Source organism: Amycolatopsis keratiniphila, assembly GCF_000400635.2.
Taxonomy (GTDB): Bacteria; Actinomycetota; Actinomycetes; order Mycobacteriales; family Pseudonocardiaceae; genus Amycolatopsis; species Amycolatopsis keratiniphila.
This window is the reverse complement of the sequence record NC_021252.1, coordinates 2,693,862-2,709,603: the sequence shown is the minus strand read 5'-3', so window position 1 is coordinate 2,709,603 and position 15,742 is coordinate 2,693,862. Positions and strand designations below refer to the sequence as shown.

Annotated in this window: 14 protein-coding genes; 5 read left to right on the top strand and 9 right to left on the bottom strand. The window is 69.0% G+C overall.

Going from position 1 to position 15,742, the window contains the following annotated elements; all coding sequences use genetic code 11:
• Positions 1-2 precede the first annotated feature (2 nt).
• From AORI_RS53695 to AORI_RS53685, 3 genes are all read right to left on the bottom strand, one after another.
• The gene (locus AORI_RS53695) at positions 3-677 is read right to left on the bottom strand and encodes a phosphonatase-like hydrolase (RefSeq protein ID WP_043848705.1); all 675 of its coding nucleotides are present in this window, start codon (positions 675-677) and stop codon (positions 3-5) included.
• Positions 671-1,783 carry a TIGR03364 family FAD-dependent oxidoreductase gene (locus tag AORI_RS53690; RefSeq protein WP_016332910.1) on the bottom strand — a complete coding sequence of 371 codons (1,113 nt, stop codon included), beginning with the start codon at positions 1,781-1,783 and terminating at the stop codon, positions 671-673. The genes AORI_RS53695 and AORI_RS53690 overlap by 7 nt, the downstream gene beginning before the upstream one ends.
• A gap of 182 nt (positions 1,784-1,965) precedes the next feature.
• Positions 1,966-2,742: a GntR family transcriptional regulator gene (locus AORI_RS53685; RefSeq protein WP_016332909.1), complete on the bottom strand. Its 777-nt coding sequence runs from the start codon at positions 2,740-2,742 to the stop codon at positions 1,966-1,968.
• Between the two features lie 326 nt (positions 2,743-3,068).
• On the opposite strand from AORI_RS53685, the gene AORI_RS53680 reads away from it, so the two are divergent.
• Positions 3,069-3,875 carry a S1 family peptidase gene (locus AORI_RS53680; protein ID WP_016332908.1) on the top strand — a complete coding sequence of 269 codons (807 nt, stop codon included), beginning with the start codon at positions 3,069-3,071 and terminating at the stop codon, positions 3,873-3,875.
• Positions 3,876-4,094: 219 nt separating this feature from the next.
• Here the strand turns inward: AORI_RS53680 and AORI_RS53675 are convergent, their stop codons facing one another.
• Both AORI_RS53675 and AORI_RS53670 read right to left on the bottom strand, forming a co-directional pair.
• Complete coding sequence (locus AORI_RS53675) at positions 4,095-5,201, bottom strand: NAD(P)H-dependent flavin oxidoreductase (protein ID WP_016332907.1); 1,107 nt, start codon at positions 5,199-5,201, stop codon at positions 4,095-4,097.
• An 8-nt stretch (positions 5,202-5,209) separates the two neighbouring features.
• Entirely contained in the window at positions 5,210-6,826 is a 1,617-nt protein-coding gene (locus AORI_RS53670; RefSeq protein ID WP_016332906.1) for an acyl-CoA synthetase, read from the bottom strand.
• Between the two features lie 58 nt (positions 6,827-6,884).
• Here AORI_RS53670 and AORI_RS53665 point away from each other — a divergent pair, with 58 nt between their 5' ends.
• Positions 6,885-7,673: a crotonase/enoyl-CoA hydratase family protein gene (locus tag AORI_RS53665; RefSeq protein ID WP_016332905.1), complete on the top strand. Its 789-nt coding sequence runs from the start codon at positions 6,885-6,887 to the stop codon at positions 7,671-7,673.
• Between the two features lie 69 nt (positions 7,674-7,742).
• Here AORI_RS53665 and AORI_RS53660 read toward each other — a convergent pair whose 3' ends face one another.
• On the bottom strand, positions 7,743-9,314 hold the full coding sequence (locus tag AORI_RS53660) for an acyl-CoA synthetase (RefSeq protein ID WP_016332904.1): 1,572 nt from the start codon (positions 9,312-9,314) through the stop codon (positions 7,743-7,745).
• A gap of 53 nt (positions 9,315-9,367) precedes the next feature.
• Between AORI_RS53660 and AORI_RS53655 the strand changes: the two genes are divergently transcribed.
• Genes AORI_RS53655 through AORI_RS53645 form a run of 3 tightly spaced genes read left to right on the top strand, consistent with a single transcriptional unit; the run spans position 9,368 to position 12,617 of the window.
• Positions 9,368-10,396 carry a Zn-ribbon domain-containing OB-fold protein gene (locus tag AORI_RS53655; RefSeq protein ID WP_046199772.1) on the top strand — a complete coding sequence of 343 codons (1,029 nt, stop codon included), beginning with the start codon at positions 9,368-9,370 and terminating at the stop codon, positions 10,394-10,396.
• 8 nt (positions 10,397-10,404) lie between these two features.
• Positions 10,405-11,460, top strand: a complete 1,056-nt coding sequence (locus tag AORI_RS53650; RefSeq protein ID WP_043848703.1) for a thiolase domain-containing protein — start codon at positions 10,405-10,407, stop codon at positions 11,458-11,460.
• Positions 11,457-12,617 (top strand): thiolase domain-containing protein, encoded by a 1,161-nt coding sequence (locus AORI_RS53645; protein ID WP_016332901.1) that lies wholly within the window; start codon positions 11,457-11,459, stop codon positions 12,615-12,617. The genes AORI_RS53650 and AORI_RS53645 overlap by 4 nt, the downstream gene beginning before the upstream one ends.
• Here AORI_RS53645 and AORI_RS53640 read toward each other — a convergent pair.
• Genes AORI_RS53640 through AORI_RS53630 form a run of 3 tightly spaced genes read right to left on the bottom strand, consistent with a single transcriptional unit; the run spans position 12,614 to position 15,736 of the window.
• Positions 12,614-13,636, bottom strand: coding sequence for a YhjD/YihY/BrkB family envelope integrity protein (locus AORI_RS53640; protein WP_016332900.1), 1,023 nt, complete (start codon positions 13,634-13,636; stop codon positions 12,614-12,616). The two genes, AORI_RS53645 and AORI_RS53640, sit on opposite strands and share 4 nt — an antisense overlap.
• Before the next feature lie 48 nt (positions 13,637-13,684).
• A complete protein-coding gene (locus AORI_RS53635; protein WP_043848010.1) occupies positions 13,685-14,473 on the bottom strand; it encodes a transglutaminase-like domain-containing protein in 789 nt (262 codons plus the stop codon).
• Between the two features lie 36 nt (positions 14,474-14,509).
• The gene (locus AORI_RS53630; RefSeq protein ID WP_016332898.1) at positions 14,510-15,736 is read right to left on the bottom strand and encodes a cytochrome P450; all 1,227 of its coding nucleotides are present in this window, start codon (positions 15,734-15,736) and stop codon (positions 14,510-14,512) included.
• Positions 15,737-15,742 lie beyond the last annotated feature (6 nt).

Sequence of the window (15,742 nt, the reverse complement as noted above, 5' to 3'; positions counted from 1 at the left end):
TTTTAGGACAGCAGGGCGGGGAGGTCGCGGACGGATTCGAGGACGTGGGTGGCGCCGGCGGCTTCGAGTTCCGGCTTCTTCGCCGATCCGGTGAGCACGCCGGCGACGATCGAGGCACCGGACCGCAGCCCGGTCTGGACGTCGGAAGGGGTGTCACCGGCGACGGCGACGCGGCGGACGTCGGTGACTTCGAGCCGCAGCGCGGCGGCGAGGACGAGGTCGGGGAACGGGCGGCCGCGCACCCCGTCGCCCGGTGCCAGTACGGCGTCGGCGAGGCCGTGCCAGCCCAGCGCGTCGAGGATCGCCTTCTGCGTGCCCGGGGCGAAGCCGGTCGTGAGCGCGACCTTCACGCCGTGGGCGCGCAGTTCCTGGATCGTCTGCTCGGCGCCGGGGATCGGCTCGCAGTGGCCGTCGGCGACGAGTTTCCCGTAGGCGTCCTGGAAGGCGGTGTTCGCGCGCTGGGCGAGTGCTTCGTCCCCGTCGAGCAGGGCGCGGAAGACGACGATCTTGGACTGCCCCATCGTTTCGACGACGTAGTCGAGCATGCCGGGGAAGCGGCTGTCCTCTTCGGACACTCCGGCGGCGGCGATCGCGGCGGTGAAGGCGCGGATCACCAGGCCGTCGTCGGCGACGGTGGTGCCCGCCATGTCCAGGACGACGAGTTCGGTGTTCACCAGGACAGCTCCTCTGCGGTGTCTTCGGCGATGGCGGGGGAACAGGTCATCCCCCGGCCGCCCGGTCCGGTGACGAGCCACGCGTTGTCCGCGACGCGGGCACGGTGCACGATCCGGGTGGTGTCGGTGGTCTGGGCGTAGACCCCGGCCCAGCGGCGGGTGATCCGCGGCAGTGGCCGTCCGAGCAGCGCCCCGGCGACCTCGGCGAGGTGGTCGTACGGGGCTTCGGTGGTGTCGAAGGAGAACGGCTCGTCGTACTCGTGGGTGTCGCCGATGGTCAGCGAGCCGTCGAGGCGCTGGACCATGAGCAGCTGCATCTTGGCGGCCGCGGCGATCTCGCCCTGCGGCTGGCCCGCGTTGAGGCCGTCGAGCGCCTCACCGCGGTACGCCGGGTAGTAGCGGAAGCTGTCCGCGTCGGCGACCGTGGTGGTGAGGGTTTCCCCGAGCGGCTCGGTCTGGGCCATCTGCAGCCGCACGCGGCGGACCGGCGTCGTCCCGGCGAGCTCCTTGACCAGGCCGCCGGTCCACGCGCCGGTGCACAGCACCACGACGTCGCCCTCGTGGGTCTCACCCGTGTCGTCGACGACGCCGCGATCGGTCAGGTCGCGGATCTCGCGGCCGGGCACCCAGGTGTAGCGGCCGGACTTCGCGAGTTCGGCGCGCAGGGCGGGCTGGGCGACGCGCGGTTCGACGGCGGCGTCGCGGTCGCACCAGAGCGCGCCGAGGAATTCACCGCGCAGGGCCGGGTTCAGCTCGCGGGTCTCGGCGGCGTCGAGCAGCTTGAAGCCACGGTCTTCGCCTGCGCCGGCGGCCGCCCGCGCGACGGCGAGTTCGGCCTCGGTGCGGACGACGGTGAGCGAGCCGTTCGGCCGGAAGCCGATCCCTTCGACGCGTTCCCCGATGCGCTCCCACAGCACCCGCGCCCTGGCGGCCGTCTCCAGTTCGGGCCCACTGGCGCGGCCGCCGACCCAGACCAGGCCGAAGTTGCGCACGGACGCGCCCCTGGCCTCGGGTTCCCGTTCGATCTGGACGACGTCGTGGCCGCGTTCGACGGCCTGCCAGGCGTGCTGGGTGCCGAGCACTCCGCCGCCGATGATGAGGATTCGCACACCGCAGACGCTCGCCTGCGCGCACCAACGCTCCGTGACCCCCGTCCTAACCCCAGGTGAAGTGCCTCCGAAATGTGGATCAGACCTGTTATCTTAGCGTTACATTGCCCCGCGTTTCGTCCTCTGGATGCGGTCGTTGAATCCGCAAATATCGCGGTCAGAGGACTGAATGCGGCAGGTGGCTACTCCACGCGGCCCAGTCGGGTCTCGAAGGAGAGCCGGTCGCCGCGGAACAGCGAACGGACACGTTCGAACGGGACCCCGTCGGTCCCCCACGAGGTCCGGTGCATCAGCAGCATCGGCAGCGCCGGGTTCGTCCCGATCAGCAGCGCCTCCCGCGGGGTGGCGAGCACGGTCTCGACCCGCTCCTCGGCGCCGTCGAAGACCACCCCCAGCCGTTCCCGCAAACAGGCGTAGAGCGACTGTGTGGGATCGAACACATCCATCAGCGTCGGGAATCGCGCGGCGGTGAGATAGGTCGATTCCAGCCCGACCCGCTCGTCGTCGGCGAGCAGCACCCGTTCGATGTGGATGACGTCGTCTTCGGGATCGATTTCCAGTTCCGAAGCCAGTGACGGCCCGGCCTCGCGGCGTTCCAAAGAGATCAAATTACGGCCGGGCTGAATGCCCTGCCTCCTGAGTCCTTCGGTGTAACTCACCAAGGCGAGCGGCTGGACGAGCTTGGGGCCCGCGACGTACGTGCCGCTCCCCTGCCGCCTGCTCAGCCGCCCTTCCAGCACGAGTTCACCGACGGCCTGGCGGACCGTCGCACGGGAAACCTCGAATCGTTCGGACAGTTCCCTTTCGGTGGGAAGTACCGCCCCTTGGCCTAATTCGGAGATCACGTCGAGCAGATCGACTTTGACCGCGTAATAGCGGGGAATGCGGCCGTGCTCGGGAATTCCGTCCCGGACCGGGCCGTCGGCGGGGGGATGCAGTCTAGGCGAACGCGCTTTCACGATCCAGATCCTAGGCCCGATTCCCCATGCCTGTACTGACCCGAACGAAGTGTTCATGCCACGCTCACACTCGTGGCCGAAAGGGCACCCTCGGCGGGCGTTCAGCCTTCCGGCGGTTCCGGCGGCTCCCGCTCCGGGAGTAAGGGCGTTGGGCACTCCGGCCCACGCCATTCGTCGGCGATCAGGCCCGGACGTCCGTTAATCACCACCATCGGCCGAAAGATCCGAAGAAAGTCGGTTGTCCCGGTGTATGCCCACCTGCTGTAGTCAATTGGCCGCAGTCAGTCTCCCTGCCTCCACTGTGGACAGCCGGAAGGAATGAACCCTTGGACATCAAGCGTCGGTTCAGCCTGCTCAAAAAGACCCTGATCGCCGTCGCGGCGGCCGGAACCCTGGCGGGTCTCGCCACGGCTCCGCAAGCCGCGGCCGCCGAGCCCCCGTCCACCGACGTGGTCGGTGGCACCCGGGCCGCTCAGGGCGAATTTCCTTGGATGGTCAGGCTTTCCATGGGCTGCGGTGGTGCGCTCTACACCCCGCAGATCGTGCTGACGGCCGCGCACTGCGTGTCGCGGACGGGGGCCAACACGGGTATCACCGCGACCCTCGGCGTGGTGGACCTGCAGAGCACGGCGGCCAAGAAGGTCAAGTCGACCTACGTGTACCGGTCGCCGACCTACCCCACCTCCACCGGCGGTGACTGGGCCCTGATCAAGCTCGCCAGCCCGGTCAGCGGCATCCCGACGCTGCCGATCGCCACCACGACCGCCTACAACAGCGGCACCTTCACCGTCGCCGGCTGGGGTGCCGCGACCGAGGGTGGCGCGCAGCAGCGGTACCTGCTCAAGGCCAACGTCCCGTTCGTCTCCGACTCGACCTGCAAGGCGCAGGGCGGCAGCTACGCCGATCTGATCGACAGCGCCGAGATCTGCGCGGGCAACGTCACCTCCGGCGGCGTCGACACCTGCCAGGGTGACTCGGGCGGCCCGATGTTCCGTCGCGACAGCGCCGGTGCCTGGATCCAGGTCGGCATCACCAGCTGGGGCGAAGGCTGCGCGCGGGCGCACGCTCCCGGCGTCTACACCGAGGTGAGCACCTTCGCGACCGCGATCAAGAACGCGGCCGCCGGTCTCTAGTCCCACCGCACGGCATGCCATGAAGGTCCCTTTCACCACAACCTTGTGGTGAAAGGGACCTTCGTGCATCGCACGCGATGAAAGGCCCCTTCAGCTCATCTGCGAAGGTGCTGGAAGGTGTCAACCCTCCCGGGAACCGCCAACCGGCGGAGTCGAAGCGAAGGGGACTTTCCCCACATCGCACGCGGGCCAAGTCCCCTTCAGCTCACCTGACACGCGTCAGCGGGTCTTGTCCAAACGCGACAGTGTCTCTTCGTAGCCCGACACGAGTTCCGCGATCACGTCGGCGACCGGGCGCACCCGGTCCATCCGCCCGACGATCTGCCCCACCGGCATCGAGACCACGCTCGGATCCGCCGCGTGGTGGATCCGGTTGTGCGCGTGGGAGACCAACAGGTTCTGCAACGGCATCGGCAGGGGCTCGGGCGCGCCGGGCGCGGCCCACGCCTCGGTCCACCGCGTCTTGAGCAGCCGCGCCGGTTTGCCGGTGTAGATCCGCGTGCGGACGGTGTCGGACGATCCCGCCGCGACCAGCGCCCGTTGCATCGCCTCGGACTCCCCCATCGTCTGGAGGTATTCCTCGGTGGCGAGCCAGAAGGAGCCCATCCAGACCCCGGAAGCGCCCAGCGCGAGCGCGGCCGCGACCTGCCGGCCCGAGCCGATCCCGCCCGCGGCGAGCACCGGGACGCGGTCGCCGACGGCGTCCACCACCTCGGGCAGCAGGACCATCGACGCGATCTCGCCGGTGTGCCCGCCGGCCTCATACCCTTGTGCCACAACGATGTCGACGCCGTTGTCGACGTGCCGGACGGCGTGTTCGGCCTTGCCCGCCAGCGCCGCGACCGGCACGCCTTTCGCGTGACACTGCTCGATGACGTCCACCGGCGGTGATCCCAGGGCGTTGGCGATCAGCCGGATGGGGTGTTTCAGCGCGACCTCGACATGGGACCGGGCGACCGAATGCAGCCAGCCCAGCACGCCCGCGCGTTCGTCGGTGTCGTCCGGCAGCGGCGGCACCGCGAGGTCGCGCAGCGTCCGCTCCACGAAGTCGCGATGCTCCTGCGGGATGTGCTTCGCGAGATCGATCGACGTCCCTTCGGCCGGGATCTTCGCCGGCATCACGATGTCGACGCCGTACGGCTTCCCGCCGGTGTTCTCGTCCATCCAGGACAGGACGGCGTCGAGCTCGGCCGCGTCGTTGAACCGCACGCAGCCCAGCACGCCGAGCCCGCCCGCCCGGCTGATCGCCGCGGCCACGTGCTCGGACGGGGTGAACCCGACGATCGGCAGGTCGATCCCGAGCCGGTCGCACAGAGACGTCCGCATGAAACTCCTTACGCCGGTTGGATGGTGATGGGTTCGTGCTCGGCGGCGTAGCGCTGGGCCCAGGGATAGTCCGGCTTCCCGCTGGGTGAGCGCCCGATCTCCTCCGCGAGCCAGAGACTGCGCGGCACCTTGTACCCGGCGATCTCGGTCCGTACGTGCGCTTCGAGCGCGGCGACGTCGAGTTCCTTGCCGGAGCGCGGCTGGATCACCGCGGCCACCCGCTGGCCGAGCCGGTCGTCGGGGATGCCGATGACGAGCGCGTCGAAGACGTCCGGATGCGATTTGAGCGCACCCTCGACCTCTTCCGGGTACACCTTCTCGCCGCCGGTGTTCACGCACTGCGACCCCCGGCCCAGCAGGGTCACCGTGAGGTCTTCCTCGTAGCGCGCGTAGTCACCCGGCACGACGTACCGCTTGCCGTCGATCTCAACGAAGATCTTCTCGGTCTTCGCGGGATCCTTGTAGTACCCGAGCGGGACGTGCCCGCGCCGCGCGATCAGGCCGATCGCGCCCGGTTTCGGCTCGACGAGCGCGCCGTCGTCGTCCACCAGGATCGCGTCCTTGCCGAAGTTGACCCTCGGACCGGCGGAATGATCGCTGTCCTTGCTGACCATGCCGATGCCGGTGAACCCGCTTTCGGACGAGCCGATCGCGTCGGTGATCACCACGTTCGGGAGCAGCGACAGGAATTCCTGCTTCACCGACTGGGAGAACAGGGCGGCGTGACTCGACACCGCCACGATCGACGACGCGTCGTAGTCGCCCTCGCGATAGGCGTCGATCAGCGGCCGCGCCATCGCGTCGCCGACGATGGTGAGCACCTGGACCTTGTTGTCCTGCACGGCTTTCCAGACCTCGTGCGCGTCGAACCGCGGGACGAACACGACCGGGCTGCCGGTGAACAGCGCGCCGAACGCGGCCCACTGCGCGGCGCCGTGGATCAGCGGCGCGGCCGGGAGCCGGACCAGGCTGCCCGACTTGCCCTGTTCGGCGAGTGTCCACTCGTCCGGGACGTACTCGCCGGTGACGAAGTTGATTCCGCCGCCGAGCGCGCGCCAGATGTCCTCGTGGCGCCACAGGACGCCCTTGGGATAGCCGGTGGTGCCGCCGGTGTAGAGGATGTAGATGTCGTCGGCGCTGCGTTCGGCGAAGTCGCGCTCGGGCGAGCCTTCGGCGAGCGCGGCTTCGTAGTCCACGCCGCCGTAGGACGAATAGTCGCCGTCGCTTCCGTCGTCGACAACGACAACGTGTTTCAGTTTCGGGGTTTCCGGCAGGACGGCGGCCACCTTGTCCGAGTAGCCGCGTTCGTGGACCAGCGCCACGAGGTCGGCGTTGTCGAACAGGTACCGCAGTTCGCCGTGGACGTAGCGGTAGTTGACGTTGACCGCGATCGCGCGCAGCTTGTACGCGGCGATCATCGATTCCAGGGCCTCGATCGAGTTCCGGGAATAGACACCGATGTGGGATCCGGGTCCCACGCCGTGTGCGGCGAGGTGGTGCGCCAGCCGGTTGGCGCGCTCTTCCAGTTCGGCGAAGGTGACCCGCCGATCGCCGCAGACGACCGCGATGCGCTCCGGCACGGCGTCGACGGCGTGCTCGAGTAGATCCGCGATGTTGAGTGCCACTTCCTCAAAGTAGAACATGTTATTGTTCTGGGCAATGGCCGCTCTACGGGAGGTTCAAGTGGGCGAACCGCACGCGCTGGTGGAAAAGATCGGACACACCCTCGTCGTCACGATGAACCGACCGGAGGCCCGCAACGCGCTCAGCGGCGAGATGCTCGGGATCATGGTCGAGGCGTGGAACCGGGTCGACGAGGACGAGGACGTCCGGTGCTGCGTGCTCACCGGCGCGGGTGGCGCGTTCTGCGCGGGCGCGGACCTGAAGTCGATGTCGAAGAATTCGCCGTCGGACTCGTTCGAGAAGGGCACTTTCGACCCCAGCAAGATCGAGGGCCTGCTGAAGGGACGGCGGCTGACGAAGCCGTTGATCGCGGCCGTCGAAGGCCCCGCGATCGCGGGCGGGACGGAGATCCTCCAAGGCACCGACATCCGCGTCGCGGGCGAGAGCGCGAAGTTCGGCGTATCCGAGGCGCGGTGGAGCCTGTTCCCGATGGGTGGTTCGGCCGTGCGGCTCCCCCGCCAGATCCCGTACACCGTCGCGGCGGATCTCCTGCTGACCGGACGGCACATCACCGCGGCCGAGGCGCTGGAGATCGGCCTGATCGGCCATGTCGTCCCGGACGGCAAGGCACTGGACAAAGCGCTCGAACTCGCAAGTCTCATCTCCGCGAACGGCCCGTTGGCCGTCCGCGCGATCCTCAAGACGATGCGCGACACCGAGGGCATGCACGAGGAAGAGGCCTTCAAGCTCGACGCCCAGTACGGCATCGAGGTCTTCGCGAGCGAAGACGCGAAGGAAGGCCCCCGCGCCTTCGCCGAGAAGCGCAAGCCCGTCTTCCGAGGCCGCTGACCCCCCGCGTTTCGTCCTCTGGATGCGGTAGTTCGCCGGTGAACTACCGCATCCAGAGGACTAATTGCGTCAGGGGGCGCGGTGGCCTTCCCAGTACGGGTCGCGGAGCTTGCGCTTGTAGAGCTTCCCGTTCGGGTCGCGCGGGAGTTCGGGCAAGTAGTCGACCGAACGCGGGAGCTTGAACTTCGCCAGCCGCGACGCCGCGTACTCGAGGATCTCCGCGGTCAGCTCCTCGGAGGGCTCGACACCGTCCGCGGGCTCGACGACGGCCTTGATCGCCTCGCCCCAGTCCTCGTGCGGGACGCCGAACACGGCGACGTCGGCGATCTTCGGATGCATCACCAGTTCGCCCTCGATCTCCGCCGGGTAGATGTTGACCCCGCCCGAGATGATCAGATCCGCCTTGCGGTCGTGCAGGAAGAGGTAGCCGTCCTCGTCGAGATGGCCGACGTCGCCGAGGGTGAACAGGTCCCCGACCCGCGCCTTGTCCGTCTTCGCCCGGTCCTTGTGGTACTCGAACTTCGAGTCGCCCATCTTCATGTACACCGTGCCGGTCTCGCCGGCGGGCAGTTCCGTGCCCTCGTCGTCGAGGATCTTGATCGTCGAACCCGGCCACGGCAGCCCGACCGAACCCGGTTTCTTCAGCCATTCCTCGCCCGAGATCGCCGTGCCGCCGCCTTCGGTGGCCGCGTAGTACTCGGTGACGACCGGGCCCCACCAGTCGAGCATCCGGCGTTTGACCTCCAGCGGACACGGGGCGGCGCCGTGGATCATCACGCGCAGCGAACTCAGGTCGTAGGCCGCGCGGACGTCGTCCGGCAGGGCGAGCAGGCGGCGGAACTGCGTCGGGACCATGTGGCTGTGCGTGACGCGGTGCCGCTCGATCAGCCGCAGCATGTCCTCGGCGTCCCAGCGGTCCATCAGCACCGCGGTATGGCCCAGCTGCAGGGAGATCGCGACGAAATTGAGCACGGCCGTGTGGTAGAGCGGAGATCCGCACAGATGCACGTGGTCGTCGTGCGGCGCCAGCCCGAAGATCCCGAAGAACCACGTCGACGCGGCCGGCACGGAGTCGGGGTCGGCGCCGGTCAACGGCCGCCGGACACCCTTGGGCCGCCCCGTGGTCCCCGACGTGTAGAGCATCGGCGAGCCGGCCGTGCGCCTTTCCGGACGTCCGTCGCACGAGCTCTCACCATTGCCGGAGCCGAGCTCCTCGATCCGACGGAAGCCGTCGATGTCGCCGACGGCGAACCGGCCGCGTTCCGGGATCCCGGCCTCGTCGGCGGCGGCGATCGCGACGTCGGCGAACCGTTCGTGCGCGAGGAAGGCCTTGGCGCCGCTGTCGGACAGGATGTAGGCGACCTCCGGCCCGACCAGATGCCAGTTGACCACCACGATGTACAGGCCGGATTGGATGGCGGCGAAGTAGGCCGCCACGAGTTCGTCGCCGTTGGGCTGCAGGACGACGACCACGTCCCCGGCCTCCAGCCCGAGGGCCTGCAGCCCCCGGGCGTACGCGTTCGCTTTCGCGGCGAGGTCCCCGTAGCCGATCGAGCGGCCGTCCGGATCGACGAGCGCGACCCGCTCCGGCTCCTGTGCGGCGATGTTCCAGACCCCAAGTGTCCCGGTGGCAGTCGACATACCCGCGAATCTAGAACGCGTTCCACTCAAGAGCAACCGTCAGCCAAGCCCAGATGGCCGATCTTGCCGAGAAATCGAGAACATGTTTCACTCAGGATGTGAGCGCACCTGAACTTCCGCTGTCGGCCCCGCTCAACGTGGGCTTCGACTACACGCGTTCGGTCGGCCCGGTACTCGGCCGGTTCGTCGACGCCCTGCGCGAGCGCCGCGTCGAAGGCGTCCGGGGCAGCGACGGCCGCGTCCACGTGCCCCCCTTGGAGTACGACCCCGTGACCGCCGAAGCCCTGTCCGAGTTCGTTCCGGTGGCCTCCGAGGGCGAGATCGTCTCCTGGTCCTGGATCGCCGAACCCGTCGACGGCCAGCCGTTGTCGCGGCCGTTCGCGTGGGCGCTGATCCGGCTCGACGGCGCCGACACCTCGATCCTGCACGCCGTCGACGCCGGCACGCCGTCGAATGTCCACACCGGACAGCGCGTGCGGATCCGCTGGGCGGACGAGACCGTCGGGCACATCCGGGACATCGCCTACTTCGTCCCCGCCGACGGGCCCGACACCGAAGCCACCGAGGCACCTCCTCCAGTCGCGGAACGCGAAGAAGGCGCGCCGGTCAGCGTGGTGATCACGCCGATCCACCTGCGCTACGAGCATTCCGCGTCTCCCGAGGAAAGCCGGTATCTGCGCGGGCTCGCGGAGGGGAAGCTGATCGGCCAGCGCTGCCCGTCGTGCGAGAAGGTCTACATCCCGCCGCGCGGCGCGTGCCCGACCGACGGCGTGCCGACCATCGACGAGGTCGAACTGCCCGACACCGGCATCGTCACCACGTTCTGCATCGTGAACGTGCCGTTCCTCGGCCAGAAGATCAAACCGCCGTACGTGGCCGCGTACATCCTGCTCGACGGCGCGGACATCGCGTTCCTGCACCTGGTCCTCGGCTGCGACGCCGCCGACGTCCGGATGGGCATGCGGGTCCGGGCCGCGTGGAAACCGCGGGACGAATGGTGGACCTCGCTGGAGAACATCGGCCATTTCGAACCGACCGGTGAACCCGACGCCCCGTACGAATCCTTCGCCCACCATCTGTGAGGACCACCGTGCCAGATGTAGCAGTCGTGGGCTTCGCGCAGGCCCCCAACGTCCGCAGCACCCCGGGCACCACCAACGGCGTGGAGATGCTGGTGCCGATCTTCGCCGAGGTCTTCGAGCGCACCAGTCTGTCCAAAGAGGACATCGGATTCTGGTGCTCGGGTTCCTCGGACTACCTCGCCGGCCGCGCGTTCTCGTTCATCGCCGCGGTCGACGCGATCGGCGCCTTCCCGCCGATCCACGAGTCGCACGTCGAGATGGACGCCGCCTGGGCGCTGTACGAGGCGTGGCTGAAGATCCGGATGGGCGAGGTGGAGACCGCGCTGGTCTACGGCTTCGGCAAATCGTCGGCCGGGCAGTTGCGGCGGGTGCTCGCCCTGCAGATGGATCCCTACGTCGTCGCGCCGCTGTGGCCCGACTCGGTGAGCGTGGCCGGGATCCAGGCGCGGCTGGGGCTCGAATCCGGGCTGTGGTCGGAAAAGGATCTCGCCGAGGTCGCCGCGCGCAGCCGCGCCGACGCCGCCGGCAATCCCGCCGCGCAGATCTCCGGGACGGTCGAGGTCGCGGAGCTTCTCGACGCCCCCTACTTCGCGGATCCGTTACGAGCCCACGACATCGCGCCCATCACCGACGGCGCCGCAGTGCTCGTGCTCGCCTCGGCGGAACGGGCGGCGGACCTCGTCGACAGCCCCGCGGTGATCACCGGGATCGAGCATCGGGTCGACTCCCCCGCGCTCGGGGTCCGGGACCTCACCAAGTCGCCTTCGACGGCGGCCGCCGGGCGGGCGCTCGATCTCGACGGCGTCGAAGTCGCCGAACTGCACGCACCGTTCACCCATCAGGAGTTGATCGTGCGTGAGGCACTCGGCCTCGGCGACCAGGTGCGGATCAATCCCTCCGGCGGCGTCCTGACCGGCAATCCGATGTTCTCGGCGGGGCTGGCGCGGATCGGCGAGGCGGCGAACCGCGTGCTCGACGGCAGCGCGCGCAAGACCCTCGCCCACGCGACCAGCGGCCCCGTCCTCCAGCAGAACCTGGTCGCGACCTTGGAGGTCCTCTCGTGAAGCACCTCGCGGCCGTATTGGGAACCGGCCAGACGCACCACAAGGCCAAACGCACCGACGTGTCCATGCCCGGCCTGCTCCGGGAGGCCATCGACCGCGCGATGCTCGACGCGGGGACCGGCTGGGACGACATCGACGCGGTCGTCCTCGGCAAGGCGCCGGACCTGTTCGAGGGCGTGATGATGCCCGAACTGTTCCTCGCCGACGCGCTCGGCGCGACCGGGAAGCCGTTGCTGCGCGTGCACACCGCGGGTTCGGTCGGCGGCTCGACCGCGCTCGTGGCGGCGTCGCTGGTGCAGGCGGGTGTGCACAAGCGGGTGCTGACCGTGGCCTTCGAGAAGCAGTCCGAGTCGAACGCGATGTGGGGCCTGTCGATCCTGCCGCCGTTCCAGATGCCGGTGGGCGCCGGGGCAGGCGGCTACTTCGCGCCGCACGTGCGGTCCTACATCCGGCGATCCGGCGCGCCCGACCACGTCGGGGCGATCGTCGCGGCCAAGGACCGCCGCAACGGCGCGCTGAATCCGTACGCGCATCTGCGGCAGTCCGACATCACGGTGGAGTCGGTGCGGGCGTCGCAGATGCTGTGGGACCCGATCCGCTACGACGAGACCTGCCCGTCTTCGGACGGCGCGTGCGCGATGGTGATCGGGGACGAGGCGTCGGGCGACGCCGTGCCCGGTGGCGCGGCGTGGATCCACGCGACCGCGATGCGCACCGAACCGACCACGTTCGCCGGACGCGATCAGGTCAACCCCCAGGCGGGCCGGGACGCCGCGGCCGCGTTGTGGCGCGACGCCGGGATCACCGACCCACTGTCCGAAGTGGACGCAGCCGAGATCTATGTGCCGTTCTCATGGTTCGAGCCGATGTGGCTGGAGAACCTGGGGTTCACCGACGAGGGGCAGGGCTGGAAGCTCACCGAGGCGGGCGAGACCGCGCTCGGCGGGCGGCTGCCGGTCAACCCATCGGGTGGCGTGCTCTCGTCGAACCCGATCGGCGCGTCCGGGATGCTGCGGTTCTCCGAAGCGGCCAAGCAGGTGATGGGCCGGGCCGGGGACTACCAGGTCGACGGGGCGCGGATCGCGCTCGGGCACGCGTACGGCGGCGGTTCGCAGTTCTTCTCGATGTGGGTGGTGGGGTCGGCGAAGCCGAGCTAAGGGCGACGCCGGGGCCGCAGGCGCTGCGCCGCCAGCGTCGCGACCACCCCGGTCACCGCGCCCACCAGCACCGGCTTGAGCCCGTGCCGGTCGGGTGCCGCGACCACGGGGCGGACCACGACGGGCGGCGGCGGTTTGACCGGGTCCGGCGGGGCGTCGCGCGCGGTCGCCGTCCAGGCCGTGACGAACACCAGCATCCGCGCCACCAGCGAGATGAAGAAGATCAGGCCGATGATGGAACCGAACGCGACCCCGGTCGGCGAGTTCCCGATCAGGCGCAGGTAGATCCCACCGGCCTGCTTCAGCAGCTCGAAGCCCAGCGCCAGCGCCACAGCGCCGCGCATCGCGCTGCGGACGCCGACCGGTTTCCGCGGCAACCGGGTGAGCACCCAGAGAAACACGAGCCAGTTCGCCAGCAGCGCCAACGGAATCGAGATCGCCGACAGCACGTTGTGGCCCCAGGCGGTGTCGTCCACGCCGGCCAGCCCCAGCAGATACCGGCCGAGCGCGGATCCCGAGATGGTGATGGCGAACGAGACCAGCAGCGCGCTCGCGAGACCGAGCAGCGCGAGCAGGTCCGCGGCGATCGTGCGCAGCAGCGGGAGATCCGACCGGTTCTGGCCCCACAGCGCGGTGAGCGCGTCCCGCAGCGAGTTCATCCAGTTCCAGCCGGAGTACAAGCCGATGATCAGACCGATGATCCCGACGCTGGTGCGCTGCTCGACGAATCCGGTGAGCAGCTCCCCCGCCTTGTCACCGAGGCCGCCGGGCAGGGTGCCGGTGATCGCGTTCAGCATCGACTCGATCAGCTGCGGCTGGCTCGCCAGCACGAAGCCCGCCACCGAAACCGCGACCATGAGGATGGGCACCAGCGAGAACAGGCTGAAGTAGGTGATCGACGCGACGTAGTGGTAACCGCCGTACTCGACGTAGCGGTTCACCGCCCGCGCCACGTGGTCCAGCCAGCGGTGGCGGGCCCGCAGCCGCTGCCATTTCGTCGGTGCTTGCTTCTCCCTCACACGGCAATGTCTACCTCAGCGAGGTCACGGGTCGGGGGCAACACGCGATCAAGCGAGCGCGATCAGCCGCGAGCCGTCGTCCTCCGGCAGTGACGGGCCCGCGGTCGCCAGCACGGTGTTGCCGAGAAAGTCCAGCTCACAGCCGAGGGTGGAGAGGAACGCGGTGTCGGCGGCGTCCCGTCCGGTGGCGATCCGGCAAAGACTCTGCCTCGGCGCGAGGCCGGTGGCGTCGAACACGTACCAGCGCCCGTCGACCGCGGCCTCGAACACGGCGTGGAAGTCCATTGGGGACAGTCCGGGCGCGTAGACGGCGGCGAACCGGGCGGGGATGTCCAGGACGCGGCACAGCGAGATGCAGACGTGCGCGTAATCGCGGCAGACCCCTTCCCCGGCGAGGTAGGTGTCAACGGCGTCGTCGGTCGGCGAACCGGAACCGACCACATAGGACAGGTGCTCGCCCACGTGCCGGACGATCGCCTCCACCTGCGTGCGCGCGTCGGGCAGGCCGCCGAAGCGGGACAGCGCCAGCCCGCCCATCCGGTCCGAGGGGCAGTACCGGCTGGGCCTGGTGTAGCGGATGACGTCGTCCAGGCCGACGGGCTCGGCATCGGCCGGGTCGAGCGTGCGTTCGGCGCGGTACCGCACGACGTGTTCACCGGGCGGCAGATCGACGACCTGGGCCCGGGTCCCGTGTTCGAACGCCACCTGGCGCGGCGGCGCGGGATAGGCGAACTCCTCTTGCCCGGCCCCACCGGCGAGCGCGATCACGAACGCGGCGGGGCCGGGTTTCGTGACCCGGAAGGACATTTCGACGTCGACCTGCACGTGGGGACCCATGACCCCATGGTGCCCCACGGCCGCGGTCCCGGCCGATCAGGCGTAGCGGACCTGGTAGTGCTTGATCCCGTTGAGCCAGCTCGACCGGAGCCGGTCGGGCGGGGCGAGTTCGGTGATGCCCGGCATGACGTCGGCGATGGCGTTGAAGATCAGATCGATCTCCAGCCGCGCGAGGTTGGCGCCGATGCAGTAGTGCGAACCCGTGCCGCCGAAACCGACGTGCGGGTTGTCCTCACGAAGGATGTCGAACTTCTCCGGCCGGTCGAAGTGGTCGGGGTCGAAGTTCGCGGAGCTGTAGAACATCCCGACCCGGTCGCCCTTGCGGATGTGCTGCCCGCCGAGTTCGGTGTCCCGGGTCGCGGTGCGCTGGAAGGCGACCACCGGGGTGGCCCAGCGGACGATCTCGTCCGGCGCGGTCTTCGGGCGTTCCTTCTTGTACAGCTCCCACTGATCGGGGTGATCGAGGAAGGCCTTCATCCCGTGGGTGATCGCGTTGCGCGTGGTCTCGTTGCCCGCGACGGCGAGGAGGATGACGAAGAAGCCGAACTCGTCCGACGCCAGCGATTCGCCGTCGACGTCGGCCTGCACCAGCTTCGTGACGATGTCGTCCATCGGGCACTTGCGGCGTTCTTCGGCCATGTTCCAGGCGTAGCCGACGATCTCGGCGGACGCGGCGAGCGGCTCGACCTCGTACTCGGGGTCGTCGTAGGCGACCATCTGGTTGGACCAGTCGAAGATCTTCAGGCGGTCTTCCTGCGGGATGCCGATCAGTTCGGCGATGGCCTGCAAGGGAAGTTCGCACGCGACGTCGACGACGAAATCGCCGGAGCCCTTCTTCTTGGCCTCGCTGACGATCCGCTCCGCGCGATCGCGCAAGGTGTCCTCGAGCTTCGCGATCGACCTCGGCGTGAAGCCCTTCGACACGATCCGGCGCAGCTTCGTGTGCTGCGGGGCGTCCATGTTGAGCAGGACCAGACGGTTGGCTTCGAGGCTGTCGTCGGTCATGTTCTCGTCGAACCGGATGATCGCGGTCTTCTCCCGGGAGGAGAACAGCTCGCTGTCCCTCGACACCGCCTTGACGTCATCGAGCCGGCTGACCACCCAGTAGCCGTCATCGCGGAAGCCCGCGGTGTTGTGCGGCTGAGGGTTCCACCAGACCGGCGCCGTGCGGCGGAGTTCGGCGAACTCCTCCAGAGGCAGTCTGGTGGCGTACAGATCCGGATCGGTGAAATCGAAACCGGCGGGGATCAGGGGAGCGGCCACGGGCTA

What these genes read in the sequence shown, in the direction of transcription:
- AORI_RS53675 (WP_016332907.1), bottom strand. Translation starts at nt 5,201, where the DNA reads ATGCGGACGTCTCTGTGCGACCGGCTCGGGATCGACCTGCCGATCGTC.
- AORI_RS53660 (WP_016332904.1), bottom strand. Translation starts at nt 9,314, where the DNA reads ATGTCGACTGCCACCGGGACACTTGGGGTCTGGAACATCGCCGCACAG.
- AORI_RS53655 (WP_046199772.1), top strand. Translation starts at nt 9,368, where the DNA reads ATGGCCGATCTTGCCGAGAAATCGAGAACATGTTTCACTCAGGATGTG.
- AORI_RS53635 (WP_043848010.1), bottom strand. Translation starts at nt 14,473, where the DNA reads ATGGGTCCCCACGTGCAGGTCGACGTCGAAATGTCCTTCCGGGTCACG.